Origin of the sequence: Proteus sp. G2626 (genome assembly GCF_009915985.1) — a bacterium.
Taxonomy (GTDB): Bacteria; Pseudomonadota; Gammaproteobacteria; order Enterobacterales; family Enterobacteriaceae; genus Proteus; species Proteus vulgaris.
The window spans coordinates 234831-256335 of sequence record NZ_JAABNH010000026.1 but is presented as its reverse complement, the minus strand read 5'-3'; the positions used below and the strand labels follow the sequence as shown (position 1 = coordinate 256335).

Annotated in this window: 18 protein-coding genes and 4 tRNA genes; 14 read left to right on the top strand and 8 right to left on the bottom strand. The window is 38.0% G+C overall.

Translation table 11 applies throughout. The annotated features are described in order from the left end of the window. Window positions 1-116: 116 nt before the first annotated feature. The 3 genes from GWJ05_RS12240 to cspE form a co-directional block, all read right to left on the bottom strand. Window positions 117-815, bottom strand: a complete 699-nt coding sequence (locus GWJ05_RS12240) for an MgtC family protein (RefSeq protein ID WP_036935702.1) — start codon at window positions 813-815, stop codon at window positions 117-119. 401 nt (window positions 816-1216) lie between these two features. Further along, the gene (gene dsrB / locus GWJ05_RS12235) at window positions 1217-1411 is read right to left on the bottom strand and encodes a protein DsrB (protein WP_036935700.1); all 195 of its coding nucleotides are present in this window, start codon (window positions 1409-1411) and stop codon (window positions 1217-1219) included. Window positions 1412-1521: 110 nt separating this feature from the next. Continuing rightward, window positions 1522-1734: a transcription antiterminator/RNA stability regulator CspE gene (gene cspE / locus GWJ05_RS12230; protein ID WP_004243573.1), complete on the bottom strand. Its 213-nt coding sequence runs from the start codon at window positions 1732-1734 to the stop codon at window positions 1522-1524. Window positions 1735-2190: 456 nt separating this feature from the next. On the opposite strand from cspE, the gene GWJ05_RS12225 reads away from it, so the two are divergent. Further along, window positions 2191-2697 carry a YlaC family protein gene (locus GWJ05_RS12225; RefSeq protein ID WP_036935698.1) on the top strand — a complete coding sequence of 169 codons (507 nt, stop codon included), beginning with the start codon at window positions 2191-2193 and terminating at the stop codon, window positions 2695-2697. Between the two features lie 157 nt (window positions 2698-2854). After that, window positions 2855-2930 (top strand) — tRNA-Asn (locus GWJ05_RS12220). Between the two features lie 62 nt (window positions 2931-2992). On the opposite strand, the gene GWJ05_RS12215 is transcribed toward GWJ05_RS12220, so the two are convergent. Further along, entirely contained in the window at window positions 2993-3586 is a 594-nt protein-coding gene (locus GWJ05_RS12215; RefSeq protein ID WP_036935696.1) for an NAD(P)H-dependent oxidoreductase, read from the bottom strand. A gap of 89 nt (window positions 3587-3675) precedes the next feature. Next, complete coding sequence (locus GWJ05_RS12210) at window positions 3676-4617, bottom strand: AraC family transcriptional regulator (protein WP_161681426.1); 942 nt, start codon at window positions 4615-4617, stop codon at window positions 3676-3678. A gap of 298 nt (window positions 4618-4915) precedes the next feature. On the opposite strand from GWJ05_RS12210, the gene GWJ05_RS12205 reads away from it, so the two are divergent. The 6 genes from GWJ05_RS12205 (at window position 4916) to GWJ05_RS18675 (ending at window position 8370) form a co-directional block, all read left to right on the top strand. After that, a tRNA-Asn gene (locus GWJ05_RS12205) sits at window positions 4916-4991 on the top strand. Window positions 4992-5323: 332 nt separating this feature from the next. Then, a tRNA-Asn gene (locus tag GWJ05_RS12200) sits at window positions 5324-5399 on the top strand. Window positions 5400-5689: 290 nt separating this feature from the next. Continuing rightward, window positions 5690-5765 (top strand) — tRNA-Asn (locus tag GWJ05_RS12195). A gap of 199 nt (window positions 5766-5964) precedes the next feature. Further along, a complete protein-coding gene (gene pyrC / locus GWJ05_RS12190) occupies window positions 5965-7017 on the top strand; it encodes a dihydroorotase (protein WP_036935695.1) in 1053 nt (350 codons plus the stop codon). 211 nt (window positions 7018-7228) lie between these two features. After that, on the top strand, window positions 7229-7483 hold the full coding sequence (gene bssS, locus GWJ05_RS12185; RefSeq protein WP_036935693.1) for a biofilm formation regulator BssS: 255 nt from the start codon (window positions 7229-7231) through the stop codon (window positions 7481-7483). A gap of 284 nt (window positions 7484-7767) precedes the next feature. After that, window positions 7768-8370 carry a response regulator transcription factor gene (locus GWJ05_RS18675; protein ID WP_087802133.1) on the top strand — a complete coding sequence of 201 codons (603 nt, stop codon included), beginning with the start codon at window positions 7768-7770 and terminating at the stop codon, window positions 8368-8370. Window positions 8371-8631: 261 nt separating this feature from the next. On the opposite strand, the gene ttrA is transcribed toward GWJ05_RS18675, so the two are convergent. The 3 genes from ttrA to ttrB are packed head-to-tail and all read right to left on the bottom strand — an operon-like array spanning window position 8632 to window position 13473. Further along, complete coding sequence (gene ttrA, locus GWJ05_RS12175; protein WP_161681425.1) at window positions 8632-11712, bottom strand: tetrathionate reductase subunit TtrA; 3081 nt, start codon at window positions 11710-11712, stop codon at window positions 8632-8634. Next, a complete protein-coding gene (gene ttrC, locus GWJ05_RS12170) occupies window positions 11705-12733 on the bottom strand; it encodes a tetrathionate reductase subunit TtrC (protein WP_161681431.1) in 1029 nt (342 codons plus the stop codon). The genes ttrA and ttrC overlap by 8 nt, the downstream gene beginning before the upstream one ends. Further along, complete coding sequence (ttrB, locus tag GWJ05_RS12165) at window positions 12730-13473, bottom strand: tetrathionate reductase subunit TtrB (RefSeq protein WP_036935687.1); 744 nt, start codon at window positions 13471-13473, stop codon at window positions 12730-12732. The genes ttrC and ttrB overlap by 4 nt, the downstream gene beginning before the upstream one ends. Window positions 13474-13650: 177 nt before the next feature. On the opposite strand from ttrB, the gene ttrS reads away from it, so the two are divergent. From ttrS to GWJ05_RS12135, 6 genes are all read left to right on the top strand, one after another. Beyond that, on the top strand, window positions 13651-15414 hold the full coding sequence (gene ttrS, locus GWJ05_RS12160; protein ID WP_036935685.1) for a tetrathionate respiration histidine kinase TtrS: 1764 nt from the start codon (window positions 13651-13653) through the stop codon (window positions 15412-15414). A gap of 10 nt (window positions 15415-15424) precedes the next feature. Next, window positions 15425-16027 (top strand): tetrathionate respiration response regulator TtrR, encoded by a 603-nt coding sequence (gene ttrR / locus GWJ05_RS12155; RefSeq protein WP_036935683.1) that lies wholly within the window; start codon window positions 15425-15427, stop codon window positions 16025-16027. Between the two features lie 74 nt (window positions 16028-16101). Then, entirely contained in the window at window positions 16102-17043 is a 942-nt protein-coding gene (locus GWJ05_RS12150; protein WP_161681424.1) for a Kdo(2)-lipid IV(A) acyltransferase, read from the top strand. 273 nt (window positions 17044-17316) lie between these two features. After that, window positions 17317-18525, top strand: a complete 1209-nt coding sequence (gene mdtG / locus GWJ05_RS12145) for a multidrug efflux MFS transporter MdtG (protein WP_036935679.1) — start codon at window positions 17317-17319, stop codon at window positions 18523-18525. A gap of 420 nt (window positions 18526-18945) precedes the next feature. Beyond that, window positions 18946-20481, top strand: a complete 1536-nt coding sequence (locus GWJ05_RS12140) for a peptide MFS transporter (RefSeq protein ID WP_036935676.1) — start codon at window positions 18946-18948, stop codon at window positions 20479-20481. Between the two features lie 163 nt (window positions 20482-20644). Beyond that, the gene (locus GWJ05_RS12135) at window positions 20645-21424 is read left to right on the top strand and encodes a PhzF family phenazine biosynthesis protein (protein ID WP_036935674.1); all 780 of its coding nucleotides are present in this window, start codon (window positions 20645-20647) and stop codon (window positions 21422-21424) included. Window positions 21425-21505: the final 81 nt, after the last annotated feature.

Below are 21505 nucleotides of genomic sequence, written 5' to 3'. Positions count from 1 at the left end.
TTTTAAGCTAATTTTGGGTATTTAATATCTCTCCAGTATGACAATGACAAAAAAACTCCCTATATAGAATATAGAGAGTAATCTTAAAAAGTGTATTTAATTCAAACTATTGTTAGTTAGGCTGGGTGCTCAGATGCAATTTTCCAATTGATAGCACTTACACTTTTCTCTAAACTAACTCGGCAGACAATGGCTTCTATCTCTTTTTGTTCAATAGGCGTTGCAAGCAACTCAGCACAAACTTCTAATTGGCTAGGCATTAATGTATCAGCACTACTCAAAGATTGTAATCGAACATGTAAACCATTTATTGCTTGCAAAATAAGAGTTCTGACTAAAACCTCATCTTCAGCATCACAAATAATTCGAATAGAGTAACGTTGCTCAATATCTATTGCTTGAGATTGTGGTTGAGCATTAATGCGCTGAGCGGCTTCTCGTAATAAAATATTGGCACAAAGAATAAGAAGTGTTGCTATCGTCGCCAATTGATACAGCCCTAAACCACACAACACGCCAATTCCTGCTGAACACCAAAGTGTTGCCGCTGTATTCAGTCCTCGAATATTCATTCCTTCTCGCATAATTACACCTGCGCCAAGAAACCCTATCCCCGAAACCACTTGAGCGGCTATTCGGCCAGGACTATCCGGTGAAGTCTCGATTGAACTTAAGATAAAAACAGCGGCTCCAGTGGCAACTAATGCATTCGTCCTTAAACCAGCCATCCTCTGTCGCCACTGACGTTCGGCACCAATCAATGCACCAAGACACATGGCAATTACCAAATTTAAAATATAAGGTGTCATCGTCATGTTTATTTCCTCTACATGATGATTAAAAATAAATCTGAAAAATACTTTCTAAAAGTTCAGAGTATTGAAATTAACGTATCGACCTAGGAGGAGGAAATAAGGAGAAAAAAATGTAGCACATACCTATACCTTTTTTGTTAGTTACATAAAGGGTTTTTGGGTGAGTGCAAAACAGAAATATATAAGAAAGGAATATTACGATGCACTGCCCACCAAAAGTGGTAAGCAGTTTTACTGAAGAAAAGCAGCCTACCTACTGATTGGAATAAATTTATTTTGAGTTAACTGATTTGTTGTTAACCGACAACTTTGCGTATCCAAAATGACTTCTCCCCACTAAAATTTAGCAAAAGTATAAGTAGCCAGTTTAAAAATGTAAATGAACCGAACCTAAACACAAATCACTTTTGTTGTATTGGTCTAACAAATGTACCTTCTCCGCCCTCTTTTTCATTAAAAAACCAAATTCCTTTTGGATACTCGGGAAGTGATACTAAATACATAATACCTTCATGAAATTCTTCAATAAGCAGGATGATCCCTTCACGATCATCAATACCATCCGTCTTCACAACAACCCTATCATTAATCTGCATCTTTTCTCCTGATAAATATTATCATTCTCTTTTTATTTATTTTACCCATAAAGAAAAAGCCTGCCACCATAAGGTGACAGGCTTGAAGAAAATTTTTAAAAGGCTTTAAATTACAGAGCTGTTACGTTAGCTGCTGCTGGACCTTTTGCACCGTTTTCAATTGTGAATTCTACGTTCTGACCTTCAGCCAGAGTTTTGAAACCGTTACCTTGAATGGCAGAAAAGTGAACGAATACGTCTTTGCTTCCGTCTGCTGGAGTAATAAAACCAAAGCCTTTAGACTCGTTGAACCACTTAACTTGACCTTTCATTTTGTCAGACATGTGACTTTCCTATATATCAATAAAACGTTGCCTTCTCGGCATCTACTGGCCTGAACTACCTATAACTTATGGGCACACATGAAGAAAACGGTCAAAAAGCGATGCTGTTTAAAACTCATTAACTTAGAATGTCAATCATAAATCAGGTCTGTATTGAGGCCTTACTCATTAACGCATGAGACAAGTTTAATAGCAATAGTTTTATGCATCTAAAGATTAAAAAAATGCGAATTGCACATTAAAAATACAATTCTTCCTCTATTTTCATCACTGTGTATAAAATTTATTTGATATTTTATCTCTATTATTAACAGCAACTAAGAATAGTCTTAATGGCATCACAATAACAGTTAATGCCCGAATTTAAAAAAAACTGTTCTACCTGCTTATCTCGCCTCCGTGATAATCTAGTAACAAGAAACAAGTTTGCAACATTCATCTCTTAAGGTGTTTACAATGAATGTATTAAAAGAAATCTTAGAGCGTGATTTAGACCGGATCAATAAAGCGGAAAAAAGAGACGGAAAACCACATTTTAATAGTCAATTTTTAAAAAACCATATCTGGTTATGCATCAGCATGGTTCTTTCTTATATATTGCTTGCAGCATTACTCATCTACTCTCCTTATTTTGGCATTATTTCACTGGTTCTTTTCACTGTAATGTTCCTTGTTATGGCTGGTGTATTGCTATTTGATATTAAACCTATCTATAAATTTGAAGATATTGGCGTACTTGATTTAAGAGTTTGCTATAACGGTGAATGGTATACCTTCGAAAAACTTTCTGATGAAGCAGTAAATGAAATTCAGCAACACCCCGCAATCTCACCACAAATAAAAGAAGACATTCGTGAGATTATTAGCAAAAAACAAGAAATACATTTTTATGATGTGTATTTAATGGCGTTCGATCCTGTCCAACAATCGATTTCAGCGTCACAATTATCCCCCCAAGCCTGATTCATTCTCCGTGTTGATGACAAAAACACGGAGAATAACTTCTATTATTTAACCACTTTGTCGATAAACCAACCAAATAGAGATTAAATCCACTTTTAGCGTTGACACTCTGATATATCATCGTTATTATGCGCCTCGTTCTCAAGAAGAACACGTTTCCTCCATAGTTCAGTCGGTAGAACGGCGGACTGTTAATCCGTATGTCACTGGTTCGAGTCCAGTTGGAGGAGCCAAATTTAGAAAAGCCCGCGCTATTACAGTGCGGGCTTTTTGCTATTATATTTCCCTATTAAAATTAGCGATGCAAAACCACAATTTCTTGTTCTAAGTGTTTTTTATATGCCCCAATATCTTTTTCAATTTGAGGTTGTTTCACTACATCAAACATTCCGAAGGTTTTTAATCCCTCCATCCCTAAAAACTGATTTGCCTTATGGAATGGAAAATACACGGCATCAATCCCCTTCCCATCAAAGAACTGTTCTTGTTCTTCAAAAGATTCAAAGGGTGCATTCCAAGTCACGGAGAGTAAATATTTTTTACCTTGTAGCAACCCACCCGAGCCATATTTTTTTGAAGGATCTTTTCGTGTACGACCATCATCTATGAATAATTTTCCGTGGCCTGCACTAAAGACATCATCAATATATTTTTTTAAGATCCAAGGCCCTTCCATCCACCAAGCTGGCATTTGATAGATAATAACGTCAGCCCATAAATATTTATCAACTTCGTCATCATTATCGTAGCCATCATCAATACGAGTTGATTGCACATTTATCTGATGTGAAGACAGCAAAGTGGTAGCAACTTGCGTTAAATAATCGTTGAGTTTTCCTTCAGAGCCATCAAATTCTTTTGAGGCATTAATAATAAATACATTAGCCACGTCAAACTCCTTTATATACAGATATCTAATAGCTTGACTGTAACTCAATGACTCATTATTGCTTTAACTCATTTCTCCATTATTCTTGCCTAATTATCCAAAGATACCCTTTCAGTGTCAGATTCTTTTAATCGTTGGATATCTTTTAAAGGGGCAAAGCCAAATAATCGATGATATTCACGACTAAATTGTGATGGACTTTCATATCCCACTCTAAATGCAGCTTCAGAAACGTCTGCCATTTCAATTAACATAATGCGTCGGGCTTCATTAAGACGTAGCCATTTTTGATATTGTAATGGTGTCATCCCCGTTCGATTTTTAAAGTGGAAATGAAATGAAGAGGTACTCATTCCTACTAACGTGGTCAAATCTTCAATACGAATAGTGTTTCGATAATGCAGCTTAACCCAATCAAGAGCATGATTAATTTGGCGACATTGAGGATGTTGCGATGCCAATAACTGCTGCCTTGCCCCATCATTTGATCGTAATAAGTAATAAAGGATCTCTTTTTGGATCAAAGGAGCAATAAAAGGCACATCTTCTGGTGTATCAATCAGTTTAATAAGTCTAGTGACTGCTTGTAATATTGGTGCAGTGGCGGGAACGACTTGTTGAGCTCTATGTTGATTACTTTCTTGCAATAATTCAAATTTATTCTCAGCTAACAACTCAGGTAATAAAGAGAGATCTAATTTAAGTAAGATAGCTAAAAATGGTGCCTCTTTAGATGCTTCACATACTTTAGCAAAAGTAGGTATGTCAGACGATGTCAAAAGCATATTCAAGGGGCGATAACAATTTGTTTCTAAACCTATTGTTATTTGTTTTGCACCTTGAGCAGCAATAGCCAAACTTGGCTCATACATCCACCCTTCTGATTCTGTCGTTGTTGTATAGTGACACAGCGCTAATCCAGAAACAGCCGTATCCCAACCTCCTTCTTTATCTTTCGTATGGGAAAGGAGCGTTTTTTTAAATTCATCGAACTCAATTAAAATCGGCGTTGATAAATCGGTAGTGTTCATTATCTCTGGATCTTCTATTTAACCTCTGCATTCCTTACATTGTATTATTAAATAGTATGAAAAACTTTCTTTTGAAAAGACCTCTTATTGCTTCTTATCGACTTTAGAATTACACCGCATAATAGAAATGTCCTATTGAAGCATAATATCTCCTGATAACTATTTATTTTTTATACATTTTCATCAAAAAAGAAACAACTTGATGCACTCTTGAGCAAACGGTGTTTTTTTTCATTTTTTTACTTTACAAGGTGAGCGAGGATAGCTATTATTCGCCTCGTTCTCACGAGAACTCGCTTCCTCCATAGTTCAGTCGGTAGAACGGCGGACTGTTAATCCGTATGTCACTGGTTCAAGTCCAGTTGGAGGAGCCAAATTTAGAAAAGCCCACACTATTACAGTGCGGGCTTTTTGCTTTCTAGTCTTTTGTTCTCCTGCGGTATTTCTCTTTATTTTTATTTGCCTTTTTCTCTGAGTTTTATCAAAAACTTTTCATAACTCTGTCATCAATCTCAAGGCCAATTTTTACGTATTTTATTTTACCCAATATGATTTATTAAATAATTTTTCAATTTGAAGTGTCTGATTTAATTTTAAGCCTATAAATTAGTTATTTTTTAGCCACTTAAACTGTTTTTTCACTTTTTTTACTTTACAAAGTTCATCACTCTCGCTATTATTCTCCCCGTTCTCACGAGAACTCGCTTCCTCCATAGTTCAGTCGGTAGAACGGCGGACTGTTAATCCGTATGTCACTGGTTCAAGTCCAGTTGGAGGAGCCAAATTTAGAAAAGCCCGCGCTATTACAGTGCGGGCTTTTTGCTTTCTCTACTCTGTATGATTCACATCGCTCTTTTTTCGTTAATTTGTCTTTTTTAAGATCTCCACTTTTTTATTAAATGTGTTGTCTCTTTATTTTTATTCCTTATTGCTAAAAATCTCACCGCTTTATTAGAGCATCTGTTTTAGAAATACACAAAATGTTGCTTATCTACGCACTTAAACAAATATCGCAGATTGTCCTTTGACATCTCAAAACGACCGCTATATGATACACGCCACTTAGTGTTATTCCTCCATAGTTCAGTTGGTAGAACGGCGGACTGTTAATCCGTATGTCACTGGTTCGAGTCCAGTTGGAGGAGCCATTTCTATTTGTGTCACCCTCGTAACCATTTGATTTTATTCTCTGTTTTCCCTTACACCACTCTTTAATACATAATAAAAAAATGCGATTAAATGGTAGCTATTTAATCGTTTTCGTATTAGCATTCGTTTCCGGCTTGACTATTTAGTCCAATCCAATCCTTGATCTTTCGATTTTCCTAAGACACACGGAGCCGGTATATGACCACTGCACAACCTATCACCCTCACTATTCGCCGTCCTGATGATTGGCATGTTCACTTTCGTGATGATGACATGCTAAAAACTGTTGTTCCTTATACCAGTCGTTATTTTGGCAGAGCTATTGTTATGCCAAACCTTGTCCCACCAGTTACAACCATTGACGCTGCTCGCGCTTATCGTGATCGTATAAAAGCGGCTATCCCCGCTGGGGATAAATTCGACCCTTTAATGACTTGCTATTTAACGGATAGCACACTGCCTTCAGAAGTAGAACAAGGTTTTTTACAAGGTGTTTTCACTGCTTGTAAACTTTATCCTGCAAATGCAACAACAAACTCAAGCCATGGTGTATCTGATATTACAAAGATTTATCCTATCTTAAGTGTGATGGAAAAAATCGGCATGCCATTGCTTATTCACGGCGAAGTGACTGCTTCACATATTGATATTTTTGATAGAGAGGCGCGTTTCATTGATGGCGTTATGTCTCCTGTACGCAAACAATTTCCTGAGCTAAAAATAGTTTTTGAACATATCACAACCAAAGAAGCCGCTCAGTATGTGTTAGAAGGAAATGAATTTCTCGGTGCCACCATTACTCCACAACATTTGATGTTTAACCGCAATCATATGTTAGTCGGAGGTGTTAAACCTCACCTCTATTGCCTCCCCATTCTTAAGCGTAATGTTCATCAAGATGCCTTAAGACAAGCTGTCGCATCAGGCAATTCTCGCTTTTTCTTAGGGACAGACTCTGCACCACATTTACAACATCGAAAAGAGTCCTCTTGTGGTTGCGCGGGTGTATTTAACGCCCCTACAGCATTAGCAGCCTATGCAACTGTTTTTAAAGAACTTAATGCATTAGCGCACTTTGAAGCATTCTGTTCACTCAATGGGCCACGTTTTTATGGATTACCTATAAATGAAGGTACTATTACACTAACAGAAAAAACGGTTGAAGCACCGGCTCAAATTCTTTGTGGCAATGAAGCGCTTATCCCGTTCTTAGCCAATGAAGATATTCACTGGGATATTACTGTTGATTAATCTCGCCCCTTGATTTTTATCTAAAATGCACCATATAACACTTGTTCGACTGTTAATGGTGCATTACTCTTTTATCAGAGCTAGTACACATTTTTTTGTTACAACAAAAATTTATCTTTTTAATCACGATAAATCTCGTATACTGAAAAGTAACCACATTGTGTGGGAACTTCTCTCTTAGTCAAAACCGGTTGTATGATTAGGAGGTATTATGAGTAGAAAAAATGAAGTTATTCAGACACACCCTGTTGTAGGCTGGGACATCAGTACTGTTGATATCTACGATGCTATGATGCTGCGTTTACATTATCTTCCTGAAAATGAGCATCATCCTGAAAACGCCGTTGTAGATAAAACACTTTGGCTAACAACAGATATAGCTAAACAGCTGATTCATATTCTTCAAGCTGGTATTGATAAAATTGAATCATCTGAAGATCTTGTTTCAGACAACACCAAGCATTAATAAAAAGATCGACAAAAGATAGCGAACGCAAAGCAGGAGTACAATGTACTCCTGTTCTCTTTTATAACTCCATACAATATTTTAATTTTATCCATTTGCCAAACTCATATCATGAAAAATAATTAATTATATTAATAAGTAAAACATTATTTAATACAAGAGCAATAATGATGATTTTATTCGATATATCTTAAAAAAAACAATATATAAGCCGAATTGACACATAATCAAGTTATCTTTAACTTAATAAATTAATAAAATAATGGCAAACAAGGAAGTTATTTGTGAAAGTATTAATTATTGATGAGTGTTTCTTTACTCGTAATGGTATAAAACATTATTTTGCCAAAAGAAATATAAGACATGAAATTATTGATATATCATCTATACAAGAAGCAAATAATTATATTAATCATTCTATGCCTGATATTATATTCATTGACCTTACCCGATATTGCCGAGAAATAGCACACTGCCAACATTTACAATTATTTTTCATTTCAACAAAAAATTGCCGACTTTATCTTTATCTTGATGCGAACTACCCCGATAAAGAAAGGCCTATCGCATTGACAAATAACTGTTTTATTCTCCCAAAGAGAATACTTCCGTGGGTGCTAGAAAAAACCGCTTTATTTACCTCGCGATGCCAAGTTTTTTTTCCAACCTATAAACACTCTTTGTGTTCTATTTTCAGTACACAAGAGCAAAAAATCATTAATTACTGGATGAACGAATTACCAAACCACCAAATAGCTAAAAAACTATGTATCAGTAGCAGTACAGTATATTCACATAAAAGGCATATTACTGAAAAAATTAACGTAAAAAATAGAATTGAATTATTTTTCATATATAACATTTTAAAATACATATATGAAAAGTAGTCTAATATCTTTACATTATAAAATAAAAAAAGAAAAAGGAGTCCGATTCCTATTATTACTCTCTGTAAATATGGTGACTAATAGGCGTGTTTGTCACCTTAAATTTATTATAATATTATGTAGGTAGGGTACATATGATATTAAAATAATTAAACTAATCTTGTATCTATTTTATAATATAAAAACAGCTTATTTATTATGTCATTACTTCACTCTCCATTTTGAAGAGTGAAGTAATGCTTTAAAACTGGAGGTCAATAATTAGTCAATACGTTCAATTTTAGCGGGCAAACCTTGCCGAACAGAAGCGCCAGATACCCAGTCTAACCAAGTATTAGTTATCTCCCTTGTTGGATCCGCAAATCCCAAATCATTCAGGTTGATACCCTTGCCAATGCCTTTGTCCATCGGCAAAGGTTGTTCATCTAAGTAATGTTGGCGAGAGCCTAATTCTTGATGGCCATAACCATGTTCAATGGCTAAAACACCAGGCATAACACCATCAAGTAAACTAATCTCAGCTTCGACTTGCCCTCCCGGTGTTACAATACGAACCCTATCACCATGGCTCACACCCCATTTTTTACCATCTTGCGGGTTAATTGCGACCAAGTTACTCGGTTTCACCATTCTCAATCGTTGGATCATACCGGTTGAACTGCTCACCACATGAGACTTAAAGGACATTAGTTTTAATGGCCATTGATTTTCAGGGTAGTACTGATGAATATCACTACCATCTGAGAGACGTGGTGGATAATAAGTTGGACAACCACTATAACGTTCACCCGTTATCGCATGATGGTTTTTCGCAACTTCTTCATTCCAAATTTGTAATGGTTTTTTCCACTGAGGCCCAGTCTCATTGCCATTCCATGCTTTATCATAAGGCGCAAAACGACCGCCTCGGGTATAAATATATGCAACCCGCAGTACTTCTTCATGTTTTAACGTAGAAGTCATTGCTGGTAGAATTCTATCCACCCCACTCAACAAAATATCTTCATTAGTCGCAGGTGAAACAGGTTTTTCCCCCATAAATGCCATATTAGCCGCAACGCGTAAATAGTAATCTTCTGCACAGTTAATTGGATAGAAATTCCCATCCATATCTTCAATCGCTTTATTACCAAAACCTGGTAAATCTAAGGCTTTTGCCACAGCAATACAGAATGTTTCCATTGAGATAGGTTGGCCTTCTGCTGTTTTAGCAACACGAGGTTCAATAATCGGCCAACGTGCAGTACTGGCTTTGACTTGAACACCAGACCAAGGTGCACTAAATCCCCAACTTTCAAAATTATGTGTATCAGGAACAATATAATCTGCCAGTGCCGTTGTCTCATTCATAAAGGCATCAATACCAATAATTAAAGGTAGATGCTTCGGATCTTTAAGACGCTCTTCCATCACTTGACGAATCCCCGCAATCCCATAAACAGGATTGGTCATATTCGTGATCCATGCTTTTAATGGATAAGGATAACCTGCTAATGCAGATCCTAATTGCTCAGTTAGCTGCCCGGCAGCAAACGGATACCAAGGTGCTTTTGCAGGATATGGTGACTCTCCTTTTTCAACACGCTCTCGGTATTCATCAGATTTCTCATATGCAGCTTTGCTACGTGATAACACCATGCCTTTTGGCTTCACTTTACCTTTAAAGCTCTCCATTTTGTAACATGGACCATCAGTTGCACCATTAAATTTACCCCCACCAACAGATACCCCACCTTTAAGGTTTAAGTTACCGATTAGTGCATTGAGCATAACAACGCTCCACGCTGTATAGAACCCATTTCCTCCCATCATACCGCCATGAGAGATAACCGCAGCTTTTCGTCCATACGCGGTAAATTCACGACCTAATGCGACAATGGTCGTTTCTGGTACTTTACAACGCTCACTATATTCTGCCAATGTCATACGTTTAGCAGCTTCATCAAGTAATTGAAAACTTGATTTCACAGTGACTTCTGCGCCCGTTTTTAAAGTGACTTTATACGTAGCAAATAATTGTGCTTTATCAACTTGTGTTGCAGGAACTAATTCACCACCTTGTGATAACACTAAATTTTGCGCTTCCCCTTCAGCAACATCATTAAAGTGTGCCGTTGTGAGCATTTGTCCTGAAAGTGGATGATTTTCATCGCTGATCACAAGATGCGTTGCATTTGTCCAACTTTTTTCGCCAACATTTTTCATTGAAACTTCGCTAGGTACAGACAGATAGTCTGCATTGTAGCGTTTGTTTTCAATGATCCAGCGGATCATTCCCATGACTAAAGCGGCATCTGTTCCAGGCTGAACAGGAACCCAATGACCATGATCGTTCGCTAGTGTAGTGGTTAACGGTAATGCAGGCGCTACAACAACATAGTTAAATGAATCACGAATACGCGCATTAGCTAGTTGGCGACCTTGACGTTTAAATGGGTTACCTGATTGTGCTGGCGAAGTTCCTAAGAACAAAGCAAATTCAACATAATCCCAATCTGGTTTAACGTGGGCATTTTTATCTAAATCATTCATTAACGCACCAGAGCCAGCACGGTATGCTAATCCACAATAAGATCCATGAGCACCAAAATTTTTGCTACCAAATGAATTTTGAGCGAAACGACGAATAAAAGTATCACGTCCATCATCACCCGCATTTGTCATTAATAACTGATTAGCTTTAGGGCCTAATGCAGGTTGTTTTGGGTCAATCAGCGTGTCTAAATCACGAATAGCACGTAAACCATCGACATGACCTTCACCAAATAAATCACCACCTTCAACAATTTCTTGGATCAATTGTTCAAAACTGATGCGTTTCCATTTGCCTTCACCACGTTTACCTACACGTTTCATTGGTTCAAGAATACGTGTTGGACTATCAAGGCTTTCCATCATGGTTGCTCCACGAGCACAAGCTGTAGAACGATTTTCTAACCCACTTTCTCCTCCCATTTTTTCAAATGCTTCTTTAATTGGCATGTTGTAGCCAAAGTGATGATCATGAGAAAGGGGATGATAAGGATTACCTGCAATACGTAATACTTTATTGTTTGCTCTATCAACACGAGCACGAACACCGCATTGTGTCCAGCAACCAAAACATTGCGTCATACAAACAGATTGGGCGGTATTCGCTTGCCATTTGGCCTCTTTTACAACCTTACCTTCAGGTAATAATGAATTGCCATTGATCCTATCAAGTGTCACTTTGCCTGATGTGCCATCAACTAAGCCATCTACGGCACGTTTAGCAACATCACGGTAGCTGGCAGCAAATGCGGCAATACCACCGATAACTAACCCACCTTTAAGCCATTGACGTCTTGTAAACTTAGCCATGCTGCACTCTCCTGACAACCCAACGAATACTTTCTCTAAATATAATGGTTAATGCTATCCACAATCCAAATGTACCAACAATTGCCATCAGCCCATCATTACCGAGCGTAAACTCATAAGGGTTTGTAATTATGTTATATTTTGGAATGTATTGGGCACCTATCAACATTAACCAACGTAATACCCATGCAAGCCCCATTGATACAAATGCCATAATGGTAATAAATGCCACTGAACGTGCCTGTTTTGCCATCAAAAGTCCCATGACAACAGAGATGATCCACAGAATAATTACCCCCATAGCACTCCACCAGCCAAGACTTCCTATTGCAAGTTGTTGACGAATTGCTTGGCCTGAAATCGTATTACCAGCAAGCCAAAAACCGGTACATACTGCCAATAGTATCAAGGAGCTAACAAACCACATCGCCAGTTCGCGTTGGTGAGCGGGTTCACGACGCGTTCCTAACGCCAACAATGTTGGTAAAACTTGCATTGCACTAAAGAACAGCAAGATGGGTAGCCAATATGTGTACAACACCGGTCTGGCTTTCAAAATAGAAGCTTCGCGCCCTGTGTATAACAGCAGACCTATCGCAGTTAATGAACACACTAATGCAACCCAGCGCGTTAATTTATATTCACGTTTCCAGACTAAGCGAACAACCATTGCCACAAAGTAAAGCATGCTAAAGACTGAAAATAGTGGTAATAATAATGAGCCCCATGCCATCCATGACCATGGTGTTGGGTAAGCATAGAAATGCCACACACGTGCTGTTTGATGTAAATCAGCCGTTAAAGCAAGAGGCGCCGTGATCCCTGCTGTCACAGCAATAAATACCGCAACAGCTTCTAAACGTTGATTACCTGAACGACCTTTCCAACACTGCCAACATGCATAAAGTGTTGCACTGCAAGCAATACCAATGAAAAAAAAGTACTGTACAGCCCAAGGTAACCAAAAATATTCTTGCGGGATCGCCATGATTTCTTGAATTTGAGAAACTTGCGGGATCATGAGTGAACCTCCTGCTGCCATAATGCGGGTTGCCCCTGACCAACTAATGGTTGTACAAATGCATCATCTAAGCCGAGATAGAAAACTTGTGGCAACGTACCACTTTCAGGTTTTAATACTTTCAGCTCTTTTTCATGGGTACGTAGCATTTTGCTGATAGTGCTATTTGGATCTTTCATATCACCAATAATACGTGCACCACCAACACAAGATTCGACACAAGCAGGCAATAAACCGACTTCAAGACGATGTGCGCAGAAAGTACATTTATCCGCAGTTTGAGTCGAATGATTAATAAAACGTGCATCGTAAGGGCATGCTTGAACACAGTAAGCACAACCTACGCAACGTTCATTATCAACAACAACAATGCCGTCTTTACGTTGAAAAGTCGCTTGAACAGGACAAACTGGAACACATGGTGGCTCATCACAATGATTACATAGTCTAGGCAGTAAGACGTTGGTTATCCCTTCTTGCCCCTTGATAGCAACCTGATATTGGTTTACTGTCGTCCTAAATTGCCCTTGAGGTGTTTGATTTTCAATATTACAGCTCACAGTACAGGACTGGCATCCTACACAACGACGTAAATCAATCAGCATGCCATAGCGTTTATCCTCCGAGCCTTCACGACGCTCAGGTGATAATTTAATGCCTGCTTCCGCTAAAGGAACTAGTGAAGCACCTGCAGTAAGGACCCCTAATTGTTGTAAAAATTTTCGTTTTCCAAGATCCATATTTGTCTCCAGTATCACTCAATAACCCAATCTCACAATGAGTGAAGGAAATAGAAAGTAAAAAGTATGTGTTTTGTTATAAGGGCATTGTAAAAATTACTGAAGACGACACCTATTGTGGTTTACCACATACCCAGTGTGAACTTGATCCAAAACAATATTTAACATTAGATATTTATGACGATAAAACAGACAATTGGGATAAAACAAGCAGTAAACATCGGGTTATTACTGCTCTTTTTTATGCTTCCTTTACAAGCCACAGCAAAAGTGTGGACGATCGGCGTTTTAGCACTACGAGGAGATGCATCAACTCAAAGGCATTGGTCCCCACTTGTTGATACATTGAATAAACATCTCCCGACAGAAAACTTTGTATTAGTTCCTTTAAATCTTGAAGAAATGAAATTAGCAGTAGCAAAAAAAAACGTTGATTTCTTACTGACAAATCCTGCGCAATTTATTCAATTAGATAATGCATTCCCATTACGTTGGTTACTCTCTTTACACTCTGGCTATGAGCCTGATAACACAACACGAAATGTGATTGGTAGCTTGATTTTAGTTCGTAATGACAGCCCGATTACATCCGTTCAAGCGTTAATAGGAAAAAGAGTGGGCGCCATAGCACCCGATGCTTTTGGTGGCTATCTTTTAGGTTATAAAGCGTTGCGCGAAGAAGGTATCGATCCAGATAAAGATTTCACACTACGTTTCACTGGTTTTCCGGCTGATGCTTTGCTTTATCTTTTACGAGATGGAGATATTAATGCCGCAATTATCCCCGTCTGTTTGTTGGAAAATATGGACAGTGAAGGATTAATAAAAAAGAGTGATTACCGACCGGTGATTTCCTATCAAACCAATACACCTTGTTTAACCAGTACACCGCTTTACCCTAATTGGTCATTTGCAGCACTAGATACCGTCCCTGATGAATTAGTTGATAAAGTCACTCGTATTTTACTCACTGATGATAGCAAACCGATGAAATGGGGAGCACCTGCATCACATACGCAGGTTGAAAACTTACTCAGAGAAGTCAACCAACATCCTCGACAAAGACAACTTTGGCAAGATGCAAAAAGTTGGGCGATTCAGCATCAATTTATAATTGGCCTTTCATTGATGGCGATTCTTTTCCTTATTTTAAACCAAGTGTGGATAAGCTATTTAGTGAGGCGTCGCAGTCGACAATTAGAGCATGCACATAATCGATTAAGACAGCAAAAAGAAGAATTAGAACATGCTCAACGCTTAAATATATTGGGAGAAATGGCGTCTGGATTTGCTCATGAACTTAACCAGCCTCTTTCTGCCATTAAAAGTTACGCACAAGGCAGTGTTATTCGCCTTAAAAAAGAAAATGAGTCACACCCCCTGTTACCCGCATTGCAACAAATAGACAAGCAAGCACAACGAGGGGCTGATATCATTAGAAATCTACGCTTATGGGTTGGAAAACAAACACCTAACACAGATATTATTTCGCTTTCTCATCAAAATATTGCGGAATGTATCCAACATATTTGGAAACTATTACGCGTAGAAGATAAATACCCTCATGTTTCACTAAAAACTGAGATTAATGAGCATGATAGCCTGTATTTACCTGAAACCTTATTAGAGCAAATTTTATCAAACTTAATTACTAATAGCCTGCAAGCGGGTGCGAAAAACCTGAAAATAAGTACACATAAAGCACCTGATAGATTGCTTGTGGTGATTGAAGATGATGCTGGAGGAATGAGTCATAATCAGCTTGAACACCCTTTTTCCCCCTTCCAAACAACCAAAACAGAAGGGCTTGGATTAGGCTTAGTAATTTGCCAGAGATTATTGCATTCTCAAGGTGCGGATATTCATATTGAAAATCAACAAAACGAGCAAAATAACGTTGGATTAAAAATCACGCTTATTTTCCCTAATAAAAATAAATAATGGAGAAAAAATGCCCACGATTCATCTTGTTGATGATGACCTTGCTGTCACTGATGCTTGTCAGTTTTTATTAGAAAGTTTAGGTTATTCAGCCCATGTTTGGAATGATAGCGAATTCTTTATCAATAATGTCAATCTCTATCAACAAGGGGTTGTATTATTAGATATGCGTATGCCAAACCCCGATGGTAGGCAAGTCCACCAGCATTTAATTGATAAGCACAGTACACTTTCTGTGATTTTTTTAACCGGCCATGGTGATATTCCGATGGCCGTTGAAGAAATCAAAAAAGGCGCTATTGATTTTTTACAAAAACCCGTTGATAGCAATGCGCTGTTATCCGCTTTAGATACAGCATTTATTGAAACAAAGGCCCGTTTTACAGCTCATGATATTCGCCGTCGTTATGCTTCATTAACCCCAAGAGAGAAAGATATTGCTTATTATGTTATTCAAGGTTTAATGAATCGCGAAATTGCTGAAGTTGCTTGCGTTTCAATAAGAACTGTTGAAGTTCATCGAGCCAAAGTGATGGATAAGATGGCCGTTAAAAATATTGCTGAATTAGTGACTGCTTTACAAGGCATTGAAATAATTTCACCTAATTTATGACAAAATTTCTTATCTGCACCAAAAAGTGTCACAATATAAGATATTCATTGGAAAAATAGTAAATAGATAGGCTTATGATAAAGTCACCTCCATTTAAAAAATCATTTTTGCAGCCTAAATATTGGCTGACTTGGTTTGGGATCGGATTACTCTATATTCTGGTTCTACTTCCTTATCCTGTCATTTATTGGCTAGGCACACGACTAGGTCGTTTATCTAAAGTTTTTCTCAAAAAACGCGTCCAAATAGCAGAACGTAATCTCGAACTTTGTTTTCCACAACTGCCAAAAAGCGAACGCGAAGCTTTAGTAAATAAAAACTTCGAGTCTGTGGGGATGGGGGTATTTGAGACAGGCATGGCTTGGTTTTGGCCGGATTGGCGTGTAAGACGCTGGTTTAAAGTCAGTGGTAGAGAGAATATCCAAAAAGTACAAGAAACAGGCCAAGGAATTATTGTTGTTGGGATCCACTTTCTGACTTTAGAATTAGGCGCACGTATTTTTGGTATGTTAAATCCTGGTATTGGTGTTTATCGTCCAAATGATAATCCTGTTATGGATTGGCTACAGACTTGGGGCCGGTTACGCTCCAACAAATTTATGCTTGATAGAAAAGATCTAAAAGGAATGATCCGCAATCTCAAGGCTGGTGAAATCCTTTGGTATGCACCAGATCATGACTATGGCCCGCGTAAAAGTGTTTTTGTTCCATTATTTGCTGTTGATAAAGCAGCCACAACAACAGGTACCTATATTCTAGCAAAAACAGGAAACCCGGCTTTAATTCCATTTACCCCTAAGCGATTACCAGAAGCCAAAGGGTATGAATTGATCATTTCACCGGCTGTAGCTGACTTTCCACTTGATAGTGAAGAAAATGCCGCTAATGCAATGAATAAAGTGATAGAGCAAGAAATTTTACGTGCTCCTGACCAATATATGTGGCTACATCGTCGTTTTAAAACTCGTCCTGAAGGTGAACCGTCTTTATATAACGAGATAAAAAAAGTACATTGATAACCAAGTGGCTGTTTTAACCATAAACAGCCACACACTACGCATTAAACAATATAAAAAATAATAATACCAATAAATAACAGCATAAGCTGTAGACTCCTGCAAAACACATTATAAGAGCAAGACCTATCGCACTTATTCTGTATCATGGCTATATTCTTATTCTCTATAAAAAGAAGAAAACCGACTCGCTGTTGTCGCTGTCAACATCGTTACGGTTATATTTAATCTATTTTCTTGGTTTACTCTCTCTTTCTCGGCTAAAGGAGTAACATGGATCTCAAGCCCCGAAATAACTCTTGGAAACGAAATCTTTATATTGTCTGGTTTGGCTGTTTTCTCACCGGCGCCGGTTTTAGTTTAATTATGCCGTTCCTCCCTTTATATGTAGAAGAACTCGGCATAACAGACCATGAAGAGCTTAATCTTTGGACAGGTGTCGCTTTTAGTATTACTTTCCTTTTTTCCGCAATTGCCGCCCCTTTTTGGGGAAAACTATCAGATAGAAAAGGCCGTAAATTAATGCTATTGCGCTCTGCACTGGGCATGGCAATTGTTATGGTATTAATTGGTTTTGCACAAAATATATGGCAGTTATTAGTGTTACGCGCCTTATTGGGTGTATTAGGTGGTTTTGTTCCTAATGCGAATGCATTAATCGCTACACAAGTTCCAGTGAAAAAAAGTGGTTGGGCATTAGGAACGCTTTCAACAGGCGCGGTGAGTGGTGCATTAATTGGCCCTTTAATTGGAGGAATGCTTGCTGATCTCTATGGGTTACGTCCCGTCTTCTTTATTACTTCTGCCGTTTTATTTATTTGCTTTTTAGTTACCCTCTTTTTTGTGAGTGAAAACTTTACACCTGTCTCTAAAAAAGATGCACTAACGACAAAACAAGTGTTTTCATCACTAAAAAACAAAAGGCTGGTTGTTTGCTTATTTTTTACCACCATGATTATTCAAGTTGCAACAGGCTCTGTCACACCTATTTTGACACTTTATATCCGCGAGTTAGCGGGCTCTATTAGCAATCTTGCTTTTATCAGTGGTGTTATTGCGTCAGTACCTGGTATTGCAGCCCTCATTAGCGCCCCTCGCTTCGGTAAATTAGGTGACAGAATTGGCCCCGATAAAGTCCTTATTTTTACGCTTGGGCTTTCTATTTTTATGCTAATTCCGATGGCACTTGTCAGCAATTATTGGGAATTAGGTGCATTACGATTTTTATTAGGTGCCGTAAATGCGGCCATGCTACCTGCGGTACAAACCCTTATTTTGTACAATATTACCCCAGCAATTGCAGGACGAATTTTTAGCTATAACCAAGCATTAAGGGATGTGGGTAATGTTACAGGACCGTTAATGGGGGCTTTTGTTGCAGCAAGTTATGGATTTAGAGCTGTTTTTTATTTCACCGCCGCGGTTGTCTTTTTTAATCTCATTTATTCTTGGTTAAGCTTTAGAACGCCACAAGAAAAGTAGTCAAAAAATCCACAAATAAGATCAGTTAATAGTTTTTTTTCTTCAAAAAATTACACTTTTACATTTAAAGGCCTAATTGTTATTTTTTTTATTCTATTTTTTGTAATTCACTGTTTATTAAGAATATTCCCAACACCCATTTGTTAAGTCTAGTAAAATTTACTTGTCCTATTTTTTCAAAAAAATGCAAGGTTAACTATTGTAAAATGAGATTTTTATCGACTTTTGCACCAAAAAATGGTTTATAAAGTATGAAATATGCTTTTAGTCACTAAATCCTGACAAAAGTATGTTAAAAATATATTAATTAAATGCAGTGGAAAATGATAACAGAATGAAACACCTCTGTTTAGCCACCTGCTACTATTTTGTTCTTTTTACTTGCAAACGACCTGTAGAGGTTTTTTTTGGGAATTTAAGATGCAATCTACTCACTCAAAATCTAGCCGAACTTTCTTTGGCCACCCCTATCCATTAAGCTCCCTTTTCTTTACTGAAATGTGGGAACGCTTTTCTTTCTACGGTATTCGCCCATTATTAATCTTATTTATGGCAGCTACCGTTTATGAAGGTGGCATGGAAATCCCCAGAGAGCAGGCATCTGCTATTGTGGGGATTTTCGCGGGCGGTGTGTATTTAACATCGTTACCAGGAGGTTGGCTCGCTGATAACTGGTTAGGTCAACGCCTAGCAGTATGGTATGGATCTATCTTTATCGCCTTAGGGCATCTTTCTATTGCACTTTCTGCTTTTTGGTCACAAAACCTATTCTTTATCGGCCTACTGCTGATTGTCTTAGGTACAGGGCTATTTAAGACATGTGTCACTGTGATGGTAGGAACCTTATATAAAAGGGATGATACTCGCCGTGATGGCGGATTCTCCTTATTTTATATGGGCATAAATATGGGCTCATTTATTGCACCACTCATCACAGGCTTCTTAGTTCGTGATTACGGTTGGCACTGGGGCTTCGGTATTGGTGGTATTGGTATGCTTGTTGCGTTACTGATCTTTCGCTTCTATGCAGTACCCACAATGCGTCGTTTTGATAGTGAAGTTGGGTTAGATTCAAGCTGGGATCGCCCTACGGTTGTTCGTCGTAATGTCGGTCAATGGATTTTAGCTTTATCCGTTGTTCTTATTGCGATTGTTAGTCTTATCATTTCAGGCGTTATTCCATTTAACCCGGTTATGGTTGCTAACTTTATGGTTTATGTGATCTCAGGGAGTGTTATCGCATATTTTATCTATTTATTCCTATTTGCTGGATTAAGTAGTAGTGACCGTTCTCGCTTATTTGTTTGTTTCCTATTATTGGTTTCAGCAGCCCTTTTCTGGTCTGCATTCGAACAAAAACCGACATCATTTAACTTATTTGCGAATGACTATACAGACTTAAACTTTATGGGCTTTGAGATCCCAGCGGTTTGGTTCCAGTCCGTTAACGCCCTGTTTATTATTATTCTTGCACCGGTCTTTAGTTGGTTATGGCCAATGATGGCACGTAAGAATATAAACTTAAGCAGTATGACTAAGTTTGTAATTGGCATTTTATTTGCCGCAGGTGGCTTCACGGTCATGATGTTTGCTTCTGAAAGCGTTATCGCAACAGGACAAGGTGTTTCACCACTTTGGTTAATTGGTAGCATCTTATTACTGACATTAGGTGAATTATGCTTAAGCCCAATAGGGCTTGCGACAATGACTATTTTAGCCCCAGCAAGAATGCGTGGCCAGGTCATGGGATTATGGTTCTGTGCAAGTGCGTTAGGTAATTTAGCAGCAGGTTTAATGGGAGGAAATATTCGCCCTGATAAACTTGATGTAATGCCTGATTTCTTCTCTCATGTTTCTATCGCTCTGGTTATTTGTGCTGTTGTTCTGGCTGCACTAATTATTCCTGTTCGTAAGATTTTACAAAGCGCAGATAACAAAGAAAAAGCACAAGCTTAATTTTACGCGTTCATTATTGAAGCCATGCCTCATTCATTTAGGCATGGCTTTTTGTTTTTTGTCTTTGTTATTTAAAAGGAATTTTTATGTATTGCACCTAGAATTTAAAACACTTAATCTGATTATCTTCGATTTATTGATAGTTTATCATTAAGGTAATGCGATGACTGTTCTTCCCATTTATTATGTTAATGCCTTTTCCTCTACACCTTTTTCAGGAAATCCTGCAGCCGTCGTTTTGTTAGAGGAATGGTTAGACGATACCACCTTAATTACTCTCGCTAATGAGATTAATTTACCCGAAACTGCGTTTTTAGTTGGTGATCACATTCGTTGGTTTACCCCAAAAATTGAAGTACCTCTGTGTGGACATGCCACATTAGCCACTGCATTTGTATTAAAGACGGTCAAACACGCCCCAGATAATCTCTTTAAATTTCATTCGCTTTCAGGTGAGCTCACGGTCTCTTGCCAAGACACATTCTTTACACTTAATTTTCCAACCATTCCTGCAACATTAAATAACGATATAAAACCATCGCTTGAAGAAAAATTAGCCTTACAAATAGATGAAGTTTGGCAAGCGCATGATCGTTATGTTTGCTTTTTGTCTGATCCAGAGACTGTCATTAACTACCAACCGGATTTCACTCAGATTGCACAGTTGCCTTTACCTGGCGTTATTATTACCGCTAACGGTCATGCTCCTTTTGACTTTATTTCTCGCTTCTTTGCCCCCGTAAAAGGTGTGAATGAAGATCCCGTTACAGGCACATCACATTGTGTATTAGCGCCCATTTGGGGTAACAAACTCAATAAAACACAGTTATATGCAAGACAAGTCTCAAAACGAGGTGGAAATATCAACTGCGAATTAAAAAATAATCGTCTTTTACTGACAGGTGATGCTACTCTTTTTCTAACCGGTAAAATTACCTTTTAATTACTGACGGCATAATCAGCTATTCATCTACTTTGCTTTCAATTTACTCTATTTTATACTGTGGGGAATTTCCCTACAGTA